Genomic DNA, 17,537 nt, shown 5'->3' on the forward strand with positions numbered 1-17,537 from the left:
TTGTGCGCTGATCACGAATTGGCAGAGGTCGTCAGCAGTTCCGCGCGGGCGCGATGAGGACTCATCGCACGCATGCCCGCACCGACACAACGACGCACCACCACCGGTTGTTGACGCATGAGCCGCAACCCGCGCCGCAGCAGCACGGGCACCGGTTTGCGCGACTCGGCCACGTCCCTGGCGAACCGCCGCGCGAACGTCACCGGCGCGCTCGGCGCGAGCACGATCGCGTCCCTGAGCACCCCGGCCTCCGCCGCACCGGCCACCAGCAGGTCCGCGAACAGTCCTTCCGCGACGAACGCGGGCGCGGCACCCAGCTCGATCGTCTGCCAGCCGACCCGGCGGTCCTCGCCGATCGAGTAGACGGGTGCCTCGACCCGGCCGGTGTTCGACAGCTCGACCACGGCCTTCAGCGCGGCCTCGGCGTTCCACGACCCGGCGGCGTCCCAGTCGGCCCTGCCGTGGTCGTCGCGGGGCAGCAGCGGGTCGTCACCGTCGCGGTAGAAGTCGTCGAGGCGCAGCACCGGCCAGCCGAGGTGGGCGGCCAGGGTCGACTTGCCGGAGCCGGACGGGCCGGCCAGCAGGACGGCTCTGGGAGCGGGCACTGGGATGGGCACGAGGGACGATCCTCGCACACCGCGTTAGGCTCGAACGCATGAGCGAAGGTCTGTTCGACGAGGGCCTGTTCGGCGCAACCGACGAGGAGAAGGCCGAGCGCATCGCGGCCAACGCCCCGCTGGCCGTGCGGATGCGCCCGGCCTCGCTCGACGAGGTCGTCGGCCAGGACCACCTGCTCGGCCCCGGCGCCCCGCTGCGCCGCCTGGTCGAGGGCGCCACGCCCGCGTCGGTGATGCTGTACGGCCCGCCCGGCACCGGCAAGACGACGCTGGCCACGCTGGTGTCGAAGGCGACCGGGCGCCGGTTCGTGGCGCTGTCGGCGTTGTCCGCGGGCGTGAAGGAGGTCAGGGCGGTCATCGACGAGGCCCGGCGTCGGCTGGTCCGCTCCCGCGAGTCGACGGTGCTGTTCATCGACGAGGTGCACCGGTTCTCCAAGACCCAGCAGGACGCCCTGCTCGGCGCCGTCGAGGACCGGATCGTGCTCCTGGTCGCGGCCACGACCGAGAACCCGTTCTTCTCCGTCGTCTCGCCGTTGCTGTCGCGCTCGCTCGTGCTGCAGCTCAGGTCGCTGACCGACGAGCACGTGCGCACGGTCGTGCAGCGCGCGGTGTCGGACGAACGCGGCCTGGGCGGGTCGGTCGTCGTGGAACCCGACGCCCTCGACCACCTGGTCCGGCTCGCCGGCGGTGACGCCCGCCGCTCGCTGACCGCGCTGGAGGCCGCGGCGGACTCGGCGCTGGCGTCCAACGACGGCGTGATCACGCTGCCGCTGCTGGAGTCCACTGTGGACAAGGCGGCGGTGCGCTACGACCGCGACGGCGACCAGCACTACGACGTGACGTCGGCGTTCATCAAGTCGATCCGCGGCTCGGACGTCGACGCGGCGCTGCACTACCTGGCCCGCATGATCGAGGCCGGCGAGGACCCGCGCTTCATCGCACGCCGGCTGGTGATCCACGCCAGCGAGGACGTCGGCATGGCCGACCCGACCGCACTGCAGACGTGCGTCGCCGCCGCCCAGGCCGTGCAGCTCATCGGCCTGCCCGAGTGCGCGCTCAACCTCGCCCAGGCCACCATCCACCTCGCGACGGCGCCGAAGTCGAACGCCGTCACCACCGCGATCTACGCCGCCATCGAGGACGTCCGCAAGGGCGCCACCGGTGCCGTGCCGGCCCACCTGCGCGACGGCCACTACGCGGGCGCGGCGAAGCTCGGCAACGCCCAGGGCTACCGCTACCCGCACGACGTCGCCGAGGGCGTGCTGACGCAGCAGTACCCGCCGGACGATCTGGTGGGCCGCGACTACTACACCCCGACCGCCCGCGGCGCCGAACGTGCCGTCGCCGACCGCCTGCCCAAGCTGCGCCGGGTCATCAGGGGTGAGTGAGGAGTACGGGAAAACCGCTGACCGCCAACGGGAAACGGCGGTAGCGTCGGGCGCATGACGATCACGGACGACTTCCTGTCCGCCGCCCGCCTGGCGCTGGCGCTGATGCGGGCACCCCAGGTCACCGACAGCTGGGACAAGCCGAGCGCGCTGCCGGAGTTCGGCGTCAGCGGCCTCGCCGGCCACATCGCCTACCAGGTCCTCCCGCTGCCCGACATGATCGCCGCCGAGCCCGAGGACGTGCCGACCGTCTCGCTGATGGAGCACTACGCGCGCGCCGGCTGGACCGAGCTCGACGTCGACTCCGAGTTCCACACCCGCATCCGCGCCGGCGGCGAGAACATCGCGTCCGGCGGCCCCGCCGACCTGTGCGACCGCGTCGAGCAGACCGTCGACGCCCTCGCCGGCACGCTCGCCACGGCCGGCAACCGCCCCGTCCGGATGCCGCACTGGGGCCCGTGGGCGGTGTCGCTGGACGAGTACCTGCTCAGCCGCGTCATGGAACTGGTCGTGCACTCCGACGACCTGGCCGTGAGCGTCGGCGTGGACACCCCGCAGTTCCCGCGCCACGTGCACGAGACCGTCATCGACCTGTTGTCGAGCATGGCACTCAACCGCCACGACGGCATCGACATCGTGCGCGCGTTCAGCCGCAAGGAACGCGCGCCGAAGGACATCACCGCGTTCTGACGACGGCGTTCCGGTCAGCGCTTGCAGACCATCAGCAACGCGACCTTGTCCGGCAGCATGACCTCGTCGGCGACCACGAACCCGCCGGCCTCGAACGACCTGATGGCCCGCGTGTTGCGCACGTCGGGCTCCACCACGATCCGCGTGCAGTGCGGATCCGCCTCGAACAACGCATCGGTGAGGTGGGGGAGCAGCCCGCGCACCAGCCCGCGGTCGGTCATCGCGAGCTCCCCCACCGCCAGCCGCAACCCGATGTCGTGCGGCCGCGCCCGATAACACACCGCGACCACGTCCCGCGCCGCCCGGTACACCTCCGCGTAGATCACCGGCCGCCCGTGCCACCCGACCAGCACCGGCCGCACGTCGTCCCCGCCGAGCTGGGCGGCCAGCTCCTCCTCCCAGCGCGGCAACGTCCACGCCTTGCGCGAGAACGCCGCCACGTGCGGAGCCTGGTTCCACCGGTGCACCAGGTGCAGGTCGTACCCGTCCGCCCGCACGGCCCGCGCCTCCCACGGCGCCCCGAGCTCCGGCACCGGCGGCGGCCCCGCCGTGGCCTGCCTCCGGTACGAGTCGAGATGAGACACCGGCTTCACAGGGCCTCCAGCGGCGATCGACTCGGTTGGCCTTACGTCATGCGCGCAGGGGTCACTGTGTCACGCCCTGTGTGACCGGTATTTCACAGGCAGTGACCACGCGTAGTCAATGCGGAACCGGAACTTCGTTTGGGTCAGTTAGATCACGTCCCCACGCTGCACCCGCACCCGCCGCCCTTGCCCTGCCGCGCCCACCCGGCTCACTCCGCCTCCACGCCCGCGCCCCACCCCCGCCCGCCTGCGAAGATCAACTGCAGGTGCCGCCCAATCAGGTGTCGGACCCACCCGGTAATCTCCTCCGCAACCAAGCCAAACGCCGGTCACCAGGAGGATCCGTGTCGCCAGGGCAGATCGCAGCGCTGGTCGCCGCCGGTGCGTTCGTGCTGCTCGTGCTCGTGCTGGCGATCGTGGCGGTCAAGGCAGCGCGGTTCTTCGACGAGGCCACGGTCGCGATGCGCAAGGCGCACGAGAACACCGACCCGTTGTTCACCGAGGCCAACACGACGTTGACGCACGTGAACACCCAGCTCGAGCGGGTCGACGGGATCACGGCGAACGCCCGCGCGGTCACCGGCAACGTCTCGGCGCTGACCAGCCTGTTCACCGCCACGCTGGGCGGGCCGCTGGTCAAGGCGGCCGCGCTGTCCTACGGCGTGAGCAAGGCCGTGAAGGCCCGCCGCAAGGCCGCCGAGCAGCCGAACAAGCACTCCAAGCGCCGTGCGAAGCGGGGTGTGCGATGAGCCGCATCTTCTGGTTCGGGCTGGGTGCCGCCGCCGGGCTGTTCGTCGCGCGCAAGGCCGCCGAGGTCACAAAGCAGGCGACTCCGGCCGGTATCGGCGCTAACGTGGGTGAAGGCCTGCGCGAGCTCGCCGGCGCGATCGGTTCCTTCGGGGCCGAGGTGCGCGCGGGCATGGCCGAACGGGAACAGGAGTTGCACGAGACCGTGGAGCGTCAGACGGGATTCACGCCGGGGCGTCGAGCGCCCAGGGCGAACGGCAAGCACTAGTCGTTCGCCTCACACGCGTGCCCTGACAACTCCCAGCAACACACCTGAGGAACCTCCCGTGCAGACCCACGAGATCATCAAGCGTTTCCGCGAGCACTTCGAGAACGCCGGGCACAAGTACATCCCCAGCGCCTCGCTGCTGCTCGACGACCCCAACCTGCTGTTCGTCAACGCCGGCATGGTGCCGTTCAAGCCGTACTTCCTCGGCGAGGCCCCGCCGCCCGCCCCGCGGATGACGAGCATCCAGAAGTGCGTGCGCACCCCCGACATCGACGAGGTCGGCAAGACCACCCGCCACCTCACGTTCTTCCAGATGGCCGGCAACTTCTCGCTCGGCGACTACTTCAAGGAAGACGCCATCCGGCTGGCCTGGGAGCTGATCACCAAGTCGCAGGACGAGGGCGGCTACGGCTTCGACCCCGAGCGCATCTGGGTGACGGTCTACCTGGACGACGACGAGGCCATCGAGCTGTGGCAGAAGGTCGCCGGCATGCCGCTGGAGCGCATCCAGCGCCGCGGCGTCGAGGACAACTTCTGGTCGATGGGCGTGCCCGGCCCGTGCGGCCCGTGCTCGGAGATCTACTACGACCGCGGCCCGGAGTACGGCAAGGAGGGCGGGCCGGTCGTCGACGAGGACAGGTACCTGGAGATCTGGAACCTCGTCTTCATGCAGAACGTCCGCGGCGAGGGTGGTGCCAAGAAGGACTACCCGGTCCTCGGTGAGCTGCCGTCGAAGAACATCGACACCGGCATGGGCGTCGAGCGTGTCGCCTACCTGCTGCAGGGCGTCGACAACGTCTACGAGACCGACCTCGTGCGTGCCGTCATCACCAAGGCCGAGGAGCTGTCCGGCCGCAAGTACGGCGCCAGCGAGGTCGACGACGTGCGGTTCCGCGTCATCGCCGACCACGCCCGCAGCGGTGTGCTGCTCGTGGGCGACGGCGTCACGCCCGGCAACGAGGCCCGCGGCTACGTGCTGCGCCGGCTGCTGCGCCGCATCGTCCGCAGCAGCCGCCTGCTGGGCATTAACGAGCCGGTGCTGCGGCAGTTCGCCGAGGTCGTCCGCGACTCGATGGGCGAGGCCTACCCCGAGCTGGTCAGCGGGTTCGCCCGCATCCAGCAGGTGCTCAAGGCCGAGGAGGACACCTTCCTCCGCACGCTGGACGCCGGTTCACGCATCTTCGAGAACGCCGCCAACGAGGTGAAGTCCGACGGCCGCGCCACGCTGCCCGGCGACAAGGCCTTCCAGCTGCACGACACCTACGGCTTCCCGATCGACCTCACGCTGGAGATGGCCTCCGAGGCCGGCCTGAGCGTGGACGAGGACGGGTTCCGCAAGCTGATGGCCGAGCAGCGCGCCCGCGCCAAGGCCGACGCCGCCGGCAAGAAGACCGGCCACGGCGACCAGTCGGTGTACCGCGAGCTGCTGGAGCAGGGCCCGACCGAGTTCACCGGCTACACCGAGCTCGCCTCTGAGGCCACGCTGCGCGGCATCGTGCTCAACGGCCAGCGGATCAAGTCCGCCAAGGAGGGCGACATCGTCGAGGTCGTCCTCGACCGCACGCCGCTCTACGCCGAGTCCGGTGGCCAGGAGTCCGACGCCGGCACGATCGTCACGGGCAACGCCGAGCTCGAGGTGCTCGACGTGCAGAAGGTCGCCCGCAAGCTGTGGGTACACCAGGTGCGCGTCGTGAACGGCGAGGTCAGCGAGGGCGAGCACGTCGAGGCCCGCGTCGACCCGGAGTGGCGCGTCGGTGCTCGCCAGGGCCACTCGGGCACGCACGTCGTGCACGCCGCCCTGCGCCAGGTGCTCGGCCCGTCGGCCCTGCAGAGCGGTTCGTACAACAAGCCCGGCTACCTGCGCCTCGACTTCGCCTGGACCGGTGGCCTGTCCGCCGAGGCCCGCAGCGAGATCGAGGAGGTCTCGAACCTCGCCGTGCGCAAGGACCTGCCGGTCGCCGTCGTCTACACGGACATGGCCGGTGCCCAGGACATGGGTGCCGTCGCCCTGTTCGGCGAGACCTACGACGAGACCGTGCGCGTCGTCGAGATCGGCGGCCCGTGGTCGCGCGAGCTCTGCGGTGGCACGCACGTCGAGCACTCGTCGCAGATCGGCCCGATCACCCTGCTCGGTGAGTCCTCGGTCGGCTCCGGCGTGCGCCGCCTGGAGGCCTACGTCGGCATCGAGGCCATGCGGTTCCTCGCCAAGGAACGCGCCATCGTGCAGAACCTCGCCGACATGCTGAAGGTCGGCTCCGACGGCCTGCCCGAGCGGATCGAGTCCCTGGTCGAGCGGCTGAAGTCGGCCGAGAAGGAGCTCGAGAAGGTCCGTGCCGCCCAGCTGCTCGGCAACGCCGGCTCGCTGGCCGACAAGGCCCTCGACGTGCGCGGCCTGTCGCTGGTGGCCCTCGGCCTGGAGGGCGTGTCGGGCAACGACCTGCGCACGCTCGGTGGCGAGGTCCGCAACCGGCTGGGCAACCGGCCCGGTGTGGTGGCCCTGTTCTCGGTCGACGGCGACAAGGTGAGCTTCGTGGTCGCCACGACCGCCGCCGCCCGCGACCTGGGGCTGGCCGCCGGCAAGCTCGTCCCGGTGTTCGGCCCGGCCATCGCCGCCCGCGGTGGCGGCAAGCCGGACCTGGCCCAGGGGGGCGGCACGAACCCGGCCGGCGTCCAGGAGGCCATCACGGCCCTCACCGGCGAACTGGACAAGGTGCTTGAACAGCGCTGACGCCGTGCCGCCCGACTCGGCGGGCGTCGACGACCCGGGCCTCGGACGGAGGCTCGGCGTCGACGTCGGATCGGTCAGGGTGGGAGTCTCGCTCAGCGATCCGGGTGCCTTCCTGGCGACTCCGCTGGTTACCCTGCAGCGTGACGAGAAGCGCGGCTCGGACCTCACCGAGCTCGTACGTCTCGTGGCCGAGCATGACGTGGTCGAGGTCGTGGTCGGTCTGCCCAGGACGCTGGCCGGTCGGCACGGCCCCGCGGCCGAGGCGGCGACCGCGTACGCTGCCGCCCTGGCCGCACGCGTGGCGCCGGTGCCGGTGCGGCTCAGTGACGAACGGCTGACGACGGTCGTGGTGAGCCGGGTGCTGGCGCAGCGCGGTGTGAAGGGCAAGAAGCAGCGTGCCGTGGTCGACCAGGCTGCCGCGGTCGAGATCCTGCAGTCTTGGCTGGACGCACGGGCACGAGTGGTGGCCGCCCGAAAGGATGAGGCGTGAGCGACGATCTCGGGTTGTTCGATCGCGACGTCGATGAGCGACGTGCCGCGAAGAAGGACAGCAACGCGGCCCACAAGGCGAAGAAGCGCAAGAAGACCGTGCTGTGGCTGGTCGTCGCGCTGATCCTCGCCGTGGGCATGGGCGGGGCCTACTACGGGTACCGCGAGCTGCGGGGCATCGGCTCGTTCGAGGACTACCCCGGCAGCGGCGAGGCCGACGCCATCGTCGAGGTGAAGGACGGCGACGTCGTCAGCGTCATGGCGACCACCCTGTACGAGAACGGCGTCATCGCGTCACCGCGCGCCTTCATCGAGGCCAGCAAGACCGACGCCCGCGTGACGTCGATCCAGCCCGGCTTCTACCTGATGAAGACGAAGATGTCCGGCGCCACCGCGGTCGCGAAGATGATCGACCCGAAGACCCGCGTGCCGGCCGTGCAGATCGTCGGCGGCGTGAAGCTCGCGGACATCAAGGTCGGCGACAAGATCGTCAAGGGTGTCTTCGCCCAGCTCGCCGACGCGAGCTGCACGGAGAAGGACGGCGTGAAGAAGTGCCTCACGCCCGAGGAGATCCGCCAGGCCGCCGAGACGACCGATCCCGTCGCGCTGGGTGTGCCCGACTGGGCACTGGCCGACGTGAAGCGCGCCGAACCCCAGTTCCGCCTGGAAGGCCTCATCATGCGGGGCGTCTACCAGGTCAAGCCCGGTTCCTCCGCGGTCGAGCTGATCCGCAGCGTCGTCGTCGCCTCGGCCCAGAAGCTGCAGGGCATCGGCATCCCCAGCGGCACGCTGAACACCGGCTTCCGTCCCTACGAGGTGCTCGTCATGGCCTCGTTGATCGAGAAGGAGGCCATCGTGGAGGACTTCACGAAGGTCTCGCAGGTGATCTACAACCGCCTGAAGCAGTCGATGCCGCTGCAGTTCGACTCCACGATCAACTACAAGCTCAACCAGCCGCACATCCGCACCTCGGACGAGAACCGCGCCGCGGCGGGCCCGTACAACACCTACCTGGTGGAGGGGCTGCCGCCGACCCCGATCGGCTCCCCGAGCGTCGAGGCCGTCCAGGCCGCGATCAAGCCGGCGGGCGGCGACATCCTGTTCTTCGTGAAGTGCGACAAGAACGGCACCTCCTGCTTCTCCGTCACCTACGACGAGCACAAGGTGAAGGACGAGAAGGCCCGTCGAGAGGGCGTCTACTAGTGCGCAGGGCCGCGGTGATCGGCTCGCCGATCACCCACTCGCTGTCCCCGGTCCTGCACAACGCCGCGTACACGCACCTGGGCCTCGACCTGGAGTACGGCCGCGTCGAGTGCGACGAGGCCGGTGTGCCCGCGCTGGTCTCGTCGCTGGGACCGGAGTGGGTGGGCCTGTCCTGCACGATGCCGACCAAACGCGCCGCGCTGGCCTTCGCGTCCACGGTGACCGACCGCGCGGTGGCGGTGGGCGCCGCGAACACGCTGGTGCGCACCGAGTCCGGCTGGCACGCCGACTGCACCGACGTGGACGGCGTGGTGGGTGCGTTGCGGGAGAAGGGTTTCTCCGGCGGCGCACGTGGTGTCGTGCTCGGGGCGGGCGGCACGGCGACGGCGGCGCTGGCAGGTCTGGCCGAACTGGGCGTGCGGTCGGTCTCCCTGGTGGTGCGCGATCCCGCACGCGCGGCCGAGGCCCTCGCGTGCGCCGGCCGGGTCGGTGTCCGCGCCGACGTGCTGCGGCTGTCCGAAGTGGACCTGGGCGAGCTGGCGGCGGCCTCCGACGTGCTGGTGTCGACGGTGCCGGCCGAGGCGACCGCGGCGTTGGCGGCACAGCTGGCACGGGCACCGCACGTGCTGGACGTGATCTACCACCCGTGGCCGACGCCGGTCGCGGTGGCCGTCGAACGGGCCGGAACCGTGCTGGCGACCGGCCTGGACATGTTGCTGCACCAGGCTTTCGGTCAGGTGGAGCAGTTCACCGGCCGACCGGCACCGCAGGACGTGATGCGCACGGCCCTGGCCGCCGAGCTCGCCGCTCGCGCGTGACGGTGGCCGGCGTGGAGTCCCCCGGTTCGTGGCGGAGGACGTCGAGGGCCACGACCTGATCGGCGCACCGCTCGGGGCGCTACGGCCGATCCGGCTCGACGGGCACCCGCACTAGGGTCCGTCCTCAAAGCTGGTTGCTCTGACGTGCTTTGATCTTGTGCCGTGGTGCGCAGGCATGAGCTGACTGATGAGCAGTGGCGTGTGGTCGAGCCGTTGTTGCCGGTCTCGGGTGCGAGGGGTCGTCCTCGGGTGGATGACCGGCGTGTGATCAACGGGATGTTGTTCAAGGCCAAGACCGGGGTGTCGTGGCGTGACCTGCCGGAGCGTTATGGGCCGTGGAAGACGGTCTACAACCGGTTCTGGCGCTGGTCACGCGGCACCCTGGCCACGCTGGTGTCGAAGGTGCGGGTGATCGCGGAGGCGATCGACGAGCTGGACCGGGAGGTCTCGGTCGACTCCAGCATCGTGCGCGCCCACCAGCACGCCGCCGGTGCCCGCCGCCGCACGCTTGCGTACACAGGGGGCGAGCGGGTTGTCCGGCGGGCAGACCGAACCAGATGATCATGCTATCGGCCGGTCCCGAGGCGGTCCGTCCACCAAGATCCATCTGGCCTGCGACGGACACGCCCGCCCGCTGACGACGGTGCTGACCGGCGGCAACATCAACGACTGCACCATGTTCGACACTGTGCTGGCGGGTGTGTGGTTTGCGCCGGCCCGACCGGTCGGCTCGCGACGCGGCCGGGCGGGCGGGCGGCCGGCCACCGGCTTTCGATTCGATGATCTACAAGCGCCGCAACGTCGTCGAACGCTGCTTCAACCGGCTCAAGCAGTTCCGCGCGATCGCCACCCGCTACGACAAGACCGCCCTGTCCTACCTGTCCTACCAAGCCATGATCGACCTGGCCACCCCCACCCCTCTGGCTTTGAGGACAGGCACTAGGGGCAGTCGACGCCGCTGGGCAGCCCGTTCACCGCCGCGCCGTTCGCGAGCGCCGTGCAGAACAGCTGGTACGACGCCAGCTTCGACAGCGGCAGCATGTCGGTGGGCAGCAGGATCAGGTTCGACACGGTCAGCACCGGCGTTGACGTCCTCGGCACCTCGGTCCGCAGCCCGAGCCGCTTCTCCTCGTCGGTCAGCCCCTCGATCAACGTGGTGATCGCGGTGGTGTTGTCCACGCTCCCGGTGTGCGACCGCGTGCGCCGCACCAGCGTCGTGCCGTCGGCCGATCCGAAGTAGACCGTCACCTCGTGCACGGACACCGTCGGCGCGGCGGAACCGGGCAGGATCGGCGTCGGCCGCACACCGCAGGCACCGGCCAGCATCACCACGGCAAGCGCAGCGTGAAGACCGCGCCACCGGACGGGGCGTTGGCGGCCTCGATCGTGCCGCCGTGCAGGCGCGCGTTCTCCCATGCGATCGCCAATCCCAGTCCGCTGCCCTCGGAGCGCGAGCGGGCCGTGTCTGCCTTGTAGAAACGGTCGAAGATGTGGGGGAGTGCCTCGTCGGGGATGCCCGGCCCGCTGTCGGCCACCTCGATCACGCCGGGCCGCACGGACACCGTCACCGGTGCGCCGCCGTGCTTCAGCGCGTTGCCGACGAGGTTGGCGACGATCACGTCGAGGCGGCGGCGGTCGACCCTGCCCGTGATCCCGGCGGGCAGCGAGGTCTGCACGGCGGTGGTCCAGCCGCGCGCGGCCAGGCTGTCGCGGACCGCGGTGCCGATGTCCCACTCGTCGAGCTCCAGCACGTTGCGGCCCTCGTCGAAGCGCGAGATCTCCATCAGGTCGTTGACCAGCCGGGTGAGCTTGCGGGTCTCCTCGGACACCAGCCGGGCCGCCAGCGCGGTGTCCTCCGGCAGCGACGCGGCGTCCTCGTCCAGCACGGCCGTCACGGCGTTCATGGCGGTCAACGGTGTGCGCAGCTCGTGCGACACGTCCGCCACGAACCGCCGGGACGCCGCCTGCGCCGCCTCCAGCTGTTCGGCGGCCTGGTTGAAGGTGCGTGCGAGCTCGGTCAGCTCGTCGGACCCGCGTTCCTCGACCCGCGTGTCCAGCCGGCCGTCGCCCAGCGCCCGTGCCGCCGCCCCGAGCCGCCGCACGGGCCGCAGGACGCCCTGAGCGGTCAGCAGGGCCAGCCCGAGCGCCAGCGGCAGCACCAGGCCCACACCGAGCCACGCGGCCTTCGCGAAGCTGTCGATGGCACGCGCCGGGCCGCCCAGCGAGGTGTACGCCCACACCTCGACACCGGTCGGCTCCCCGGACGGTTGCAGCAACGGGATCCCGACGACGACGTACGGCTCGGCGCGGTCCGTGCGCCGTTGCCACTGCACGGTCTTGCTGGTCCTCAGCGCCTCCCGCAGCTCGGCGGACACGAACCCGAGGTCAGGCCCCGACCGCGACCGCATCCCCTCGTACACCACCACGGACGAGCTGCGCAGGTACGTCGCCATGTCGTCGAGGTCCTGCTGCGCCGGCGGCACGGTCACCCGCGGCGTGTAGTCGCGGACCTCCTCGACCAGCGGGTTCATGAACCCGTCCTGCGCGTCGGCGAGCAGCAGGTTGCGGGCGTTGGCGTACGACAGCCCGGCGGCCGCGACCGCACCGAGCAGCGTCAGCAGGGCGAACGCGGCCATCAGGCGCGGTTTCAGGCCGCGGGGGAACCTCACGCGCACGACCTCAGCGGGGGCCGAAGCGGTAGCCGAAGCCGCGGACCGTGTGGATGTAGGTGGGCTCGGAGGGCACGTCCTCGATCTTGGCCCTGACCCGCTGCACGCACGCGTCGACGAGCCGGGAGTCGCCGAGGTAGTCGTGCTCCCAGACCGCTTCGAGGATCTGCTGGCGGGTCAGCACCCGGCCGGGCGTGCGCGACAGCTCCAGCAGCAGCTTCAGCTCGGTGGGCGTCAGCGCGACCTTCGCGTCGTCCTTGCGCACCTCCAACCCTGCCCGATCGATCACCAGCGAACCGTGCCGTTCGGCGCTGGCCGGCTCGGAGACGGTGCGCCGCAGCACGGCGCGGATGCGTGCCTCCAGCACCCGCGGCTCGACCGGTTTCACCACGTAGTCGTCCGCGCCCGCCTCCAGGCCCGCGACCACGTCGAAGTCGTCGCCGCGCGCGGTCAGCATGATGATCGGGATCTCCGCCTGCACCCGCATCCGGCGGCACGTCTCGAAGCCGTCGATGCCCGGCAGCATGATGTCGAGGACCACGATGTCGGGGCGGGTCTCGCGGAGCCGCTCGACGCCTTCCTCGCCCGTTCCCGCCGCCCGCACGTCGTGTCCCTGGCGGCGCAGCGCCAGTCCGAGCCCTTCACGCACCGCGGGGTCGTCCTCGACCAGCAAGACCATCGCCACGGGAGCCATTATCTGCGGGTCACGGGATCCGCGCCGCTTCTGTAGCGCAACCATGACATTGCGCGGACCTTCCCATCGCGCGGCCTGCGCAGCATCGAAGCCATGGCCGGAAGCTTGCTGGGATTCCTCTTCACGTACTTCGCGCTCGTCTGGACGTCCTTCGGGCAGAAGGCGGAGAACGCGGCGTTGCCGGAACTGTCGCTGCAACGGTCGTGGGCGTCCGACGTGGACGTGGTGATCGTCGTGGCCGCCGTGCTGGTGGTGCTCATCGCCCGCAGGAAGGCGTTCCCGCCGTTGCTCGTGCTGGGCGGGTCGGTGCTGCTGGCGCAGCTGCTGAAGCTCTACGTGCTGACCAGGCCGCCGCTCGACGACGACGCGGTGCTGGTGCACAACAGCTTCCCGAGTGGACACACGACGGCTGCAGTGGCGGCCGTGGTCGCGGTCGTGGTGGCGGTGCCCAAGCGGTTCGCGCTGCTCGTGGCGGTGCCGGGAGCGCTGGGCGCGGGTGCGGTGGCCGCGGAGACGGTGTCGCTGGGCTGGCACCGGTTCAGCGACACGCTCGGCGCGGCGTTGCTGGTCACGACCCTGGGGTTCCTGGTGCTGCGCAGGTGGACCGCGGGACTGCTCGTGCCGCCCGCCGTGGCACTGGGCGGGGTGTGGTGGATGGTCACGTACCCGGCGGCCACGCCCTCGACGCTCTCGGCCGTGGTCACCGCGCTCGTGGTGCTGCACTTCGGGTGGACCGCGAGCGGCCTGCCGGTCCTGCCGGCAGGCCGCCCGCGACCCGATCGTCCCGACTCGGTCGACGCGGCCGACTCAGTCGTCGTGATCGGTGGCGATCAGCTCCGCGATGGCGTCGAGAGCAGCGTCCGCTCCGTCGCCATCGGCGCTGAGCACCACCTCGTCACCGTGCATGGCGCCGAGGGTCATGAGTCCCAGCACACTCGACGCCTCCACGGCTTCGCCGCCGTCCTTGCGGATGGTGACCGCCACCGGCTGGTCGGCGGCGGCCTTCGCCAGCAGAGCGGCCGGTCGGGCGTGCAGTCCGACCTTGCTGGCCACGGTGACCCGTCGCTCGGCCATGATGGTTCCTCCCGGTAGAGCTGGTTGTCCTGGTTACTGCTCGCGCTGGGCGCGCTTCTCGCGCACCGCCGTGCTCTCCCGCGCCGCGGCGTTCTCGCGTGCCGCCGCGTTCTCGCGCACCGCGGTGTCGCCGCTGCCGCCGACGATGCTCTCGTCGGCCTCCGGCGACTCGTCATCATCGCGTCCCGGCGTCTTCAGGTTCCACTTGGTGATGACCCACCGGAACAGGAAGTAGTAGATCGCCGCGTACACGAGACCGATCGGGATGATCAGCAACGGCCTCGTCGCGATGTTGAAGTTGAGCAGGTAGTCGATCGCACCGGCGGAGAAGCCGAAGCCGTCCTTGACACCCAGCGCGTTGGTGATCGCGAGCGAGGTTCCCGTGAGGACCGCGTGGATGATGTACAGCGGCCAGGCGACGAACATGAACGCGAACTCGAGCGGCTCGGTGACACCCGTGATGAACGAGGTGAGGGCCGCGGAGCCCATGATGCCGGCGATGATCTTCTTCTGCGACGGCCGGGCGGTGTGGATGATCGCCAGCGCCGCGGCGGGGAGCGCGAACATGAAGATCGGGAAGAAGCCGGACATGAACGTGCCCGCGGTCGGGTCACCGGCGAAGAACCGCTGGATGTCACCGGTCTTGGTGGCGTCACCCACCTTGTACTCGCCGAAGACCTGCCACACGAACGTGTTCGGGATGTGGTGCAGGCCCAGCGGGATCAGCAGGCGGTTGACCGTGCCGTAGATGCCGGCACCGACGATCGTGCTGCCGGAGACGAACTCGCCGATGGCGAGCAGACCCTTGTTGAACCACGGGTAGATGAGGCCCATGACGACCGCGACCGGGATCATGACGCCCGCGACGATGATCGGCACGAACCGGCGGCCACCGAAGAACGCGAGGTACGGGGGCAGTTTGATGCGGTGGTACTTCTGCCACAGCACTGCGGAGATCAGACCGACCACGATGCCGGTCAGCACCGAGTAGTTGATCTGCTGCTGCTTGGCGGGGTCTGCCGCGACCTCCAGCACCAATGGCGACATCGCCTTGAAGACGGCCTGGGTGACCACGAAGCCGACGACGGCGGCGAGCGCGGTCGAACCGTCACCACGACGGGCGAACCCGATGGCGACACCCACCGCGAACAGCAGCGGCAGGTTGGCGAACAGGGCGTCGCCCGCGTTGCCGATGACGGCGGCGACCTGGTTCCAGCCCAGACCCTCCTTGCCGAGCAGGTCGGGCTGGCCGAGACGCAGGAGAAGTGCGGCGGCGGGCAGCGAGGCGATCGGCAGCATGAGGCTGCGACCGAACCGTTGCACACCCGCCAGGCCCTTGATCCCGCGACCGCCGGTCGCCTCTGGGGCGCTGGCGCTCATGTGGTACCTCCCTTGGCGGAGTTCGGTCCGGAACCCGGGACGGTCCGGTCCAGTTGCATGGTCACCTGGTAGAGATCGCCCCGGTACCAGGACGTCACGTCTTCGGTCGGCCGGCCCTGCGAGCTGGCGACCCTGCGGAACACGAGCAGCGGGCTGCCCTTGCGGACCTCGAGCGCCTTCGCGGTCTCCCCGTCGGCGGTCTCGGCCCACACGGTCTGCCGCGCGTGGTCGAGCTGGACCCCGTAGCGCGCCGCAATGATCTCGTAGAGCGACCCGGACAGGTCGCACCGGTCGAGCTCGGGCAGCACGTGCGGGCTGTACCAGCCGCGTTCGAGCGCCAGCGGCGCCCCGTCGGCCCTGCGGAGCCGGACGACGCGGTAAGCGGTCTCGTCGGCGTCGAGCCCGAGCGCCGCCTCACCACCGGGAACGCCCTCACCGCAGCTGATGACCTCGGTGCTCGGCTCCAGCCCGCGCGTGACCATGTCCGAGGTGAACGAGGTCAGGTGCAGCTGCAGGTCGTAGCGCCGCTGAGCGGTGAACGTGCCCCGCCCCTTGGCCCGTGTGAGCAGGCCTTCAGCGACCAGTTGGCCCACTGCGGCCCGCACGGTGATGCGGGAGACGCCGTACCGCTCGGCGAGGTCGCGCTCGGACGGGATGGGCGAGCCCGGCGCGAGGTCGTGCTCGGCGAGGCGGCGCAGGATCTCGCGCAGCTGTGCGTGCTTGGGCTTGGGCCCGTCCACGATCTCGTGCACCCGCTCACCTCCTCGCTAGTGGTACTTTCCGGTCTAGACCAGTTGGTGCGGGAGAATGCTCCGCGCACAGAGTTGGTGTCAACCGCTGTTACGGGAACGAGAGGTACGAACGTGGCTGACAACAGGCCGGAAGCGATCCTTGCCGCACTGGGCGGAGCCGACAACATCATCGAGATCGAGCCCTGCATCACCCGTCTCCGCTGCGAGGTCAAGGACGGCGCCCTCGTCGACGAGGCGGCTCTGAAGGCCACCGGCGCCCACGGCGTGATCAAGTCCGGTGACGTCGTGCAGGTCATCGTCGGCCCCGAGGCGGACACCATCGCGTCGGACATCGAGGACCTCCTGTGAGCGTCCGCGTCGGCAGCCCCGTCGCCGGTCGCGTGGTCGCGCTCTCCGCCGTCCCGGACCCCGTCTTCTCGCAGGCGATGGTCGGCCCCGGCGTGGCCGTCGAGCCGGTCCGCGGTGTCGCGGACGTCGTGTCCCCCCTCGACGGGACCGTCGTGACGCTGCACCCGCACGCGTTCGTCGTCGCCGGTGCGGACGGTGCCGCGGTGCTGGTGCACCTCGGGATCGACACCGTCAAGCGCAAGGGTGAGGGCTTCGAGCTGCACGTCGTCAAGGGCGAGCAGGTGCGGGCCGGCCAGCGGATCGTGACGTGGAACCCGGCGGAGGTCGAGGCCGCCGGGTTCGCGCCGATCTGCCCGGTCATCGCCCTGGACGCGACGGCGGAGTCGCTGGGCGACCCGGCGGTGGACGTCGACGTGGTGGAGAACGACACGCTGTTCGACTGGTCCCGCTGAGCGCGCGCCCCGCCGGCCGGCGGGGCGGTTCGGTCCAACGCCACCACACCGTCCGGTGTGGTGGCGTTGGACTTTCCGGCGCTCGTCCCGCGTCCCGGACAGGTCTGCGTGAATGGACCGTTCACGACAGGTCCGGATTTGGTGCCGGGCCGGGTGGCCGTCACCGTGGACGCATGACCACGTTCCTGCTCGCACTCGCCCTCGGGGCGTTGTGGACGGTCGCGGACCTCTGCGACGCGCCGCCCTCGTCGTACGTGCTGGCGGCGTTCGGCGTCGTGCTCGCGGCGGTCGACCTGCGGTGCCAGCGGCTACCGGACGCGCTCACCCTGCCGCTCGCGGTGACGTTGCTGGCCCTGCAGTTCCACAGGCTGGGAGCAGCGGTGCTCACGGCGGCGGTCTTCGGTGGCGCTCATCTCGCGATCCGGCGGTGGCGACCGGCCGCGATGGGCGGCGGTGACGTCAAGCTCGCCTTCGGGCTCGGCGCGGTGCTGCCGGTCTCGGCGCTCTTACCTGCGGCGACGCTGTCCGGTCTGGTCACGCTCGGCGTCGCGGCCGTGCGCGGGGCGCGGCGGGTGCCGCACGGACCGGGGTTGCTGGCTGCCACCTGGGCCTTGACGACGCTGTGAAAGGATTGTG

At 70.7% G+C, this 17,537-nt stretch carries 19 protein-coding genes and 2 pseudogenes; 13 read left to right on the forward strand and 8 right to left on the reverse strand.

Annotated elements, in window-relative coordinates; all coding sequences use genetic code 11:
* Window positions 1-11 precede the first annotated feature (11 nt).
* Window positions 12-617 (reverse strand): uridine kinase, encoded by a 606-nt coding sequence (locus tag ADL03_RS49525; RefSeq protein WP_231641756.1) that lies wholly within the window; start codon window positions 615-617, stop codon window positions 12-14.
* A 38-nt stretch (window positions 618-655) separates the two neighbouring features.
* Between ADL03_RS49525 and ADL03_RS11465 the strand changes: the two genes are divergently transcribed.
* Both ADL03_RS11465 and ADL03_RS11470 read left to right on the forward strand, forming a co-directional pair.
* Window positions 656-2,005, forward strand: a complete 1,350-nt coding sequence (locus ADL03_RS11465) for a replication-associated recombination protein A (protein ID WP_053733355.1) — start codon at window positions 656-658, stop codon at window positions 2,003-2,005.
* Window positions 2,006-2,059: 54 nt separating this feature from the next.
* Window positions 2,060-2,695 carry a maleylpyruvate isomerase N-terminal domain-containing protein gene (locus ADL03_RS11470; protein WP_053733356.1) on the forward strand — a complete coding sequence of 212 codons (636 nt, stop codon included), beginning with the start codon at window positions 2,060-2,062 and terminating at the stop codon, window positions 2,693-2,695.
* Between the two features lie 14 nt (window positions 2,696-2,709).
* Here the strand turns inward: ADL03_RS11470 and ADL03_RS11475 are convergent, their stop codons facing one another.
* Window positions 2,710-3,288, reverse strand: a complete 579-nt coding sequence (locus ADL03_RS11475) for a GNAT family N-acetyltransferase (RefSeq protein WP_197288262.1) — start codon at window positions 3,286-3,288, stop codon at window positions 2,710-2,712.
* Between the two features lie 335 nt (window positions 3,289-3,623).
* On the opposite strand from ADL03_RS11475, the gene ADL03_RS11480 reads away from it, so the two are divergent.
* The 7 genes and pseudogenes from ADL03_RS11480 to ADL03_RS46830 form a co-directional block, all read left to right on the forward strand.
* Window positions 3,624-4,028 (forward strand): DUF948 domain-containing protein, encoded by a 405-nt coding sequence (locus tag ADL03_RS11480; RefSeq protein ID WP_053733357.1) that lies wholly within the window; start codon window positions 3,624-3,626, stop codon window positions 4,026-4,028.
* The gene (locus ADL03_RS11485; protein ID WP_053733358.1) at window positions 4,025-4,294 is read left to right on the forward strand and encodes a hypothetical protein; all 270 of its coding nucleotides are present in this window, start codon (window positions 4,025-4,027) and stop codon (window positions 4,292-4,294) included. The genes ADL03_RS11480 and ADL03_RS11485 overlap by 4 nt, the downstream gene beginning before the upstream one ends.
* A 58-nt stretch (window positions 4,295-4,352) precedes the next feature.
* Entirely contained in the window at window positions 4,353-7,022 is a 2,670-nt protein-coding gene (gene alaS / locus ADL03_RS11490) for an alanine--tRNA ligase (RefSeq protein WP_053733359.1), read from the forward strand.
* The gene (ruvX, locus tag ADL03_RS11495; protein WP_053733360.1) at window positions 7,009-7,512 is read left to right on the forward strand and encodes a Holliday junction resolvase RuvX; all 504 of its coding nucleotides are present in this window, start codon (window positions 7,009-7,011) and stop codon (window positions 7,510-7,512) included. The genes alaS and ruvX overlap by 14 nt, the downstream gene beginning before the upstream one ends.
* Window positions 7,509-8,714 carry an endolytic transglycosylase MltG gene (gene mltG, locus ADL03_RS11500; protein ID WP_053733361.1) on the forward strand — a complete coding sequence of 402 codons (1,206 nt, stop codon included), beginning with the start codon at window positions 7,509-7,511 and terminating at the stop codon, window positions 8,712-8,714. Before ruvX ends, mltG begins: the two co-directional genes overlap by 4 nt.
* Entirely contained in the window at window positions 8,714-9,532 is an 819-nt protein-coding gene (locus ADL03_RS11505; RefSeq protein WP_197288263.1) for a shikimate dehydrogenase, read from the forward strand. The genes mltG and ADL03_RS11505 overlap by 1 nt, the downstream gene beginning before the upstream one ends.
* A gap of 162 nt (window positions 9,533-9,694) precedes the next feature.
* Window positions 9,695-10,440: pseudogene (locus tag ADL03_RS46830) on the forward strand (IS5 family transposase); the annotation flags it as partial.
* Window positions 10,441-10,471: 31 nt separating this feature from the next.
* Here ADL03_RS46830 and ADL03_RS48335 read toward each other — a convergent pair.
* The 3 genes from ADL03_RS48335 to ADL03_RS11525 are packed head-to-tail and all read right to left on the reverse strand — an operon-like array spanning window position 10,472 to window position 12,895.
* Window positions 10,472-10,864, reverse strand: coding sequence for a hypothetical protein (locus tag ADL03_RS48335; RefSeq protein WP_053733362.1), 393 nt, complete (start codon window positions 10,862-10,864; stop codon window positions 10,472-10,474).
* Window positions 10,858-12,201: a HAMP domain-containing sensor histidine kinase gene (locus ADL03_RS11520; RefSeq protein WP_231641758.1), complete on the reverse strand. Its 1,344-nt coding sequence runs from the start codon at window positions 12,199-12,201 to the stop codon at window positions 10,858-10,860. The genes ADL03_RS48335 and ADL03_RS11520 overlap by 7 nt, the downstream gene beginning before the upstream one ends.
* A 10-nt stretch (window positions 12,202-12,211) precedes the next feature.
* Window positions 12,212-12,895, reverse strand: a complete 684-nt coding sequence (locus tag ADL03_RS11525; protein ID WP_197288264.1) for a response regulator transcription factor — start codon at window positions 12,893-12,895, stop codon at window positions 12,212-12,214.
* Window positions 12,896-12,988: 93 nt separating this feature from the next.
* Here ADL03_RS11525 and ADL03_RS49530 point away from each other — a divergent pair.
* Window positions 12,989-13,480: pseudogene (locus ADL03_RS49530) on the forward strand (phosphatase PAP2 family protein); the annotation flags it as partial.
* 222 nt (window positions 13,481-13,702) lie between these two features.
* Here the strand turns inward: ADL03_RS49530 and ADL03_RS48340 are convergent.
* The 3 genes from ADL03_RS48340 to ADL03_RS11540 are packed head-to-tail and all read right to left on the reverse strand — an operon-like array spanning window position 13,703 to window position 16,101.
* Window positions 13,703-13,969 carry an HPr family phosphocarrier protein gene (locus ADL03_RS48340; RefSeq protein WP_197288325.1) on the reverse strand — a complete coding sequence of 89 codons (267 nt, stop codon included), beginning with the start codon at window positions 13,967-13,969 and terminating at the stop codon, window positions 13,703-13,705.
* 33 nt (window positions 13,970-14,002) lie between these two features.
* The gene (locus tag ADL03_RS11535; RefSeq protein ID WP_053733364.1) at window positions 14,003-15,349 is read right to left on the reverse strand and encodes a PTS transporter subunit EIIC; all 1,347 of its coding nucleotides are present in this window, start codon (window positions 15,347-15,349) and stop codon (window positions 14,003-14,005) included.
* Window positions 15,346-16,101, reverse strand: a complete 756-nt coding sequence (locus ADL03_RS11540) for a GntR family transcriptional regulator (protein WP_053733365.1) — start codon at window positions 16,099-16,101, stop codon at window positions 15,346-15,348. Before ADL03_RS11540 ends, ADL03_RS11535 begins: the two co-directional genes overlap by 4 nt.
* A gap of 111 nt (window positions 16,102-16,212) precedes the next feature.
* Between ADL03_RS11540 and ADL03_RS11545 the strand changes: the two genes are divergently transcribed.
* The 3 genes from ADL03_RS11545 to ADL03_RS11555 all read left to right on the forward strand — a co-directional run bounded on the left by ADL03_RS11545 (window position 16,213) and on the right by ADL03_RS11555 (window position 17,527).
* The gene (locus ADL03_RS11545) at window positions 16,213-16,449 is read left to right on the forward strand and encodes a glucose PTS transporter subunit EIIB (protein WP_053733366.1); all 237 of its coding nucleotides are present in this window, start codon (window positions 16,213-16,215) and stop codon (window positions 16,447-16,449) included.
* Window positions 16,446-16,901: a PTS glucose transporter subunit IIA gene (locus ADL03_RS11550; protein ID WP_053733367.1), complete on the forward strand. Its 456-nt coding sequence runs from the start codon at window positions 16,446-16,448 to the stop codon at window positions 16,899-16,901. The genes ADL03_RS11545 and ADL03_RS11550 overlap by 4 nt, the downstream gene beginning before the upstream one ends.
* Window positions 16,902-17,074: 173 nt before the next feature.
* Window positions 17,075-17,527: an A24 family peptidase gene (locus ADL03_RS11555; protein WP_053733368.1), complete on the forward strand. Its 453-nt coding sequence runs from the start codon at window positions 17,075-17,077 to the stop codon at window positions 17,525-17,527.
* Window positions 17,528-17,537 lie beyond the last annotated feature (10 nt).

Source organism: Nocardia sp. NRRL S-836 (genome assembly GCF_001279525.1).
Taxonomy (GTDB): domain Bacteria; phylum Actinomycetota; class Actinomycetes; order Mycobacteriales; family Pseudonocardiaceae; genus Lentzea.

Coding starts and splice junctions, on each gene's coding strand:
- ADL03_RS11465 (WP_053733355.1), top strand. CDS start 656: ATGAGCGAAGGTCTGTTCGACGAGGGCCTGTTCGGCGCAACCGACGAG.
- ADL03_RS11470 (WP_053733356.1), top strand. CDS start 2,060: ATGACGATCACGGACGACTTCCTGTCCGCCGCCCGCCTGGCGCTGGCG.
- ADL03_RS11485 (WP_053733358.1), top strand. CDS start 4,025: ATGAGCCGCATCTTCTGGTTCGGGCTGGGTGCCGCCGCCGGGCTGTTC.
- ADL03_RS11525 (WP_197288264.1), bottom strand. CDS start 12,895: ATGGCTCCCGTGGCGATGGTCTTGCTGGTCGAGGACGACCCCGCGGTG.
- ADL03_RS48340 (WP_197288325.1), bottom strand. CDS start 13,969: ATGGCCGAGCGACGGGTCACCGTGGCCAGCAAGGTCGGACTGCACGCC.
- ADL03_RS11535 (WP_053733364.1), bottom strand. CDS start 15,349: ATGAGCGCCAGCGCCCCAGAGGCGACCGGCGGTCGCGGGATCAAGGGC.
- ADL03_RS11555 (WP_053733368.1), top strand. CDS start 17,075: ATGACCACGTTCCTGCTCGCACTCGCCCTCGGGGCGTTGTGGACGGTC.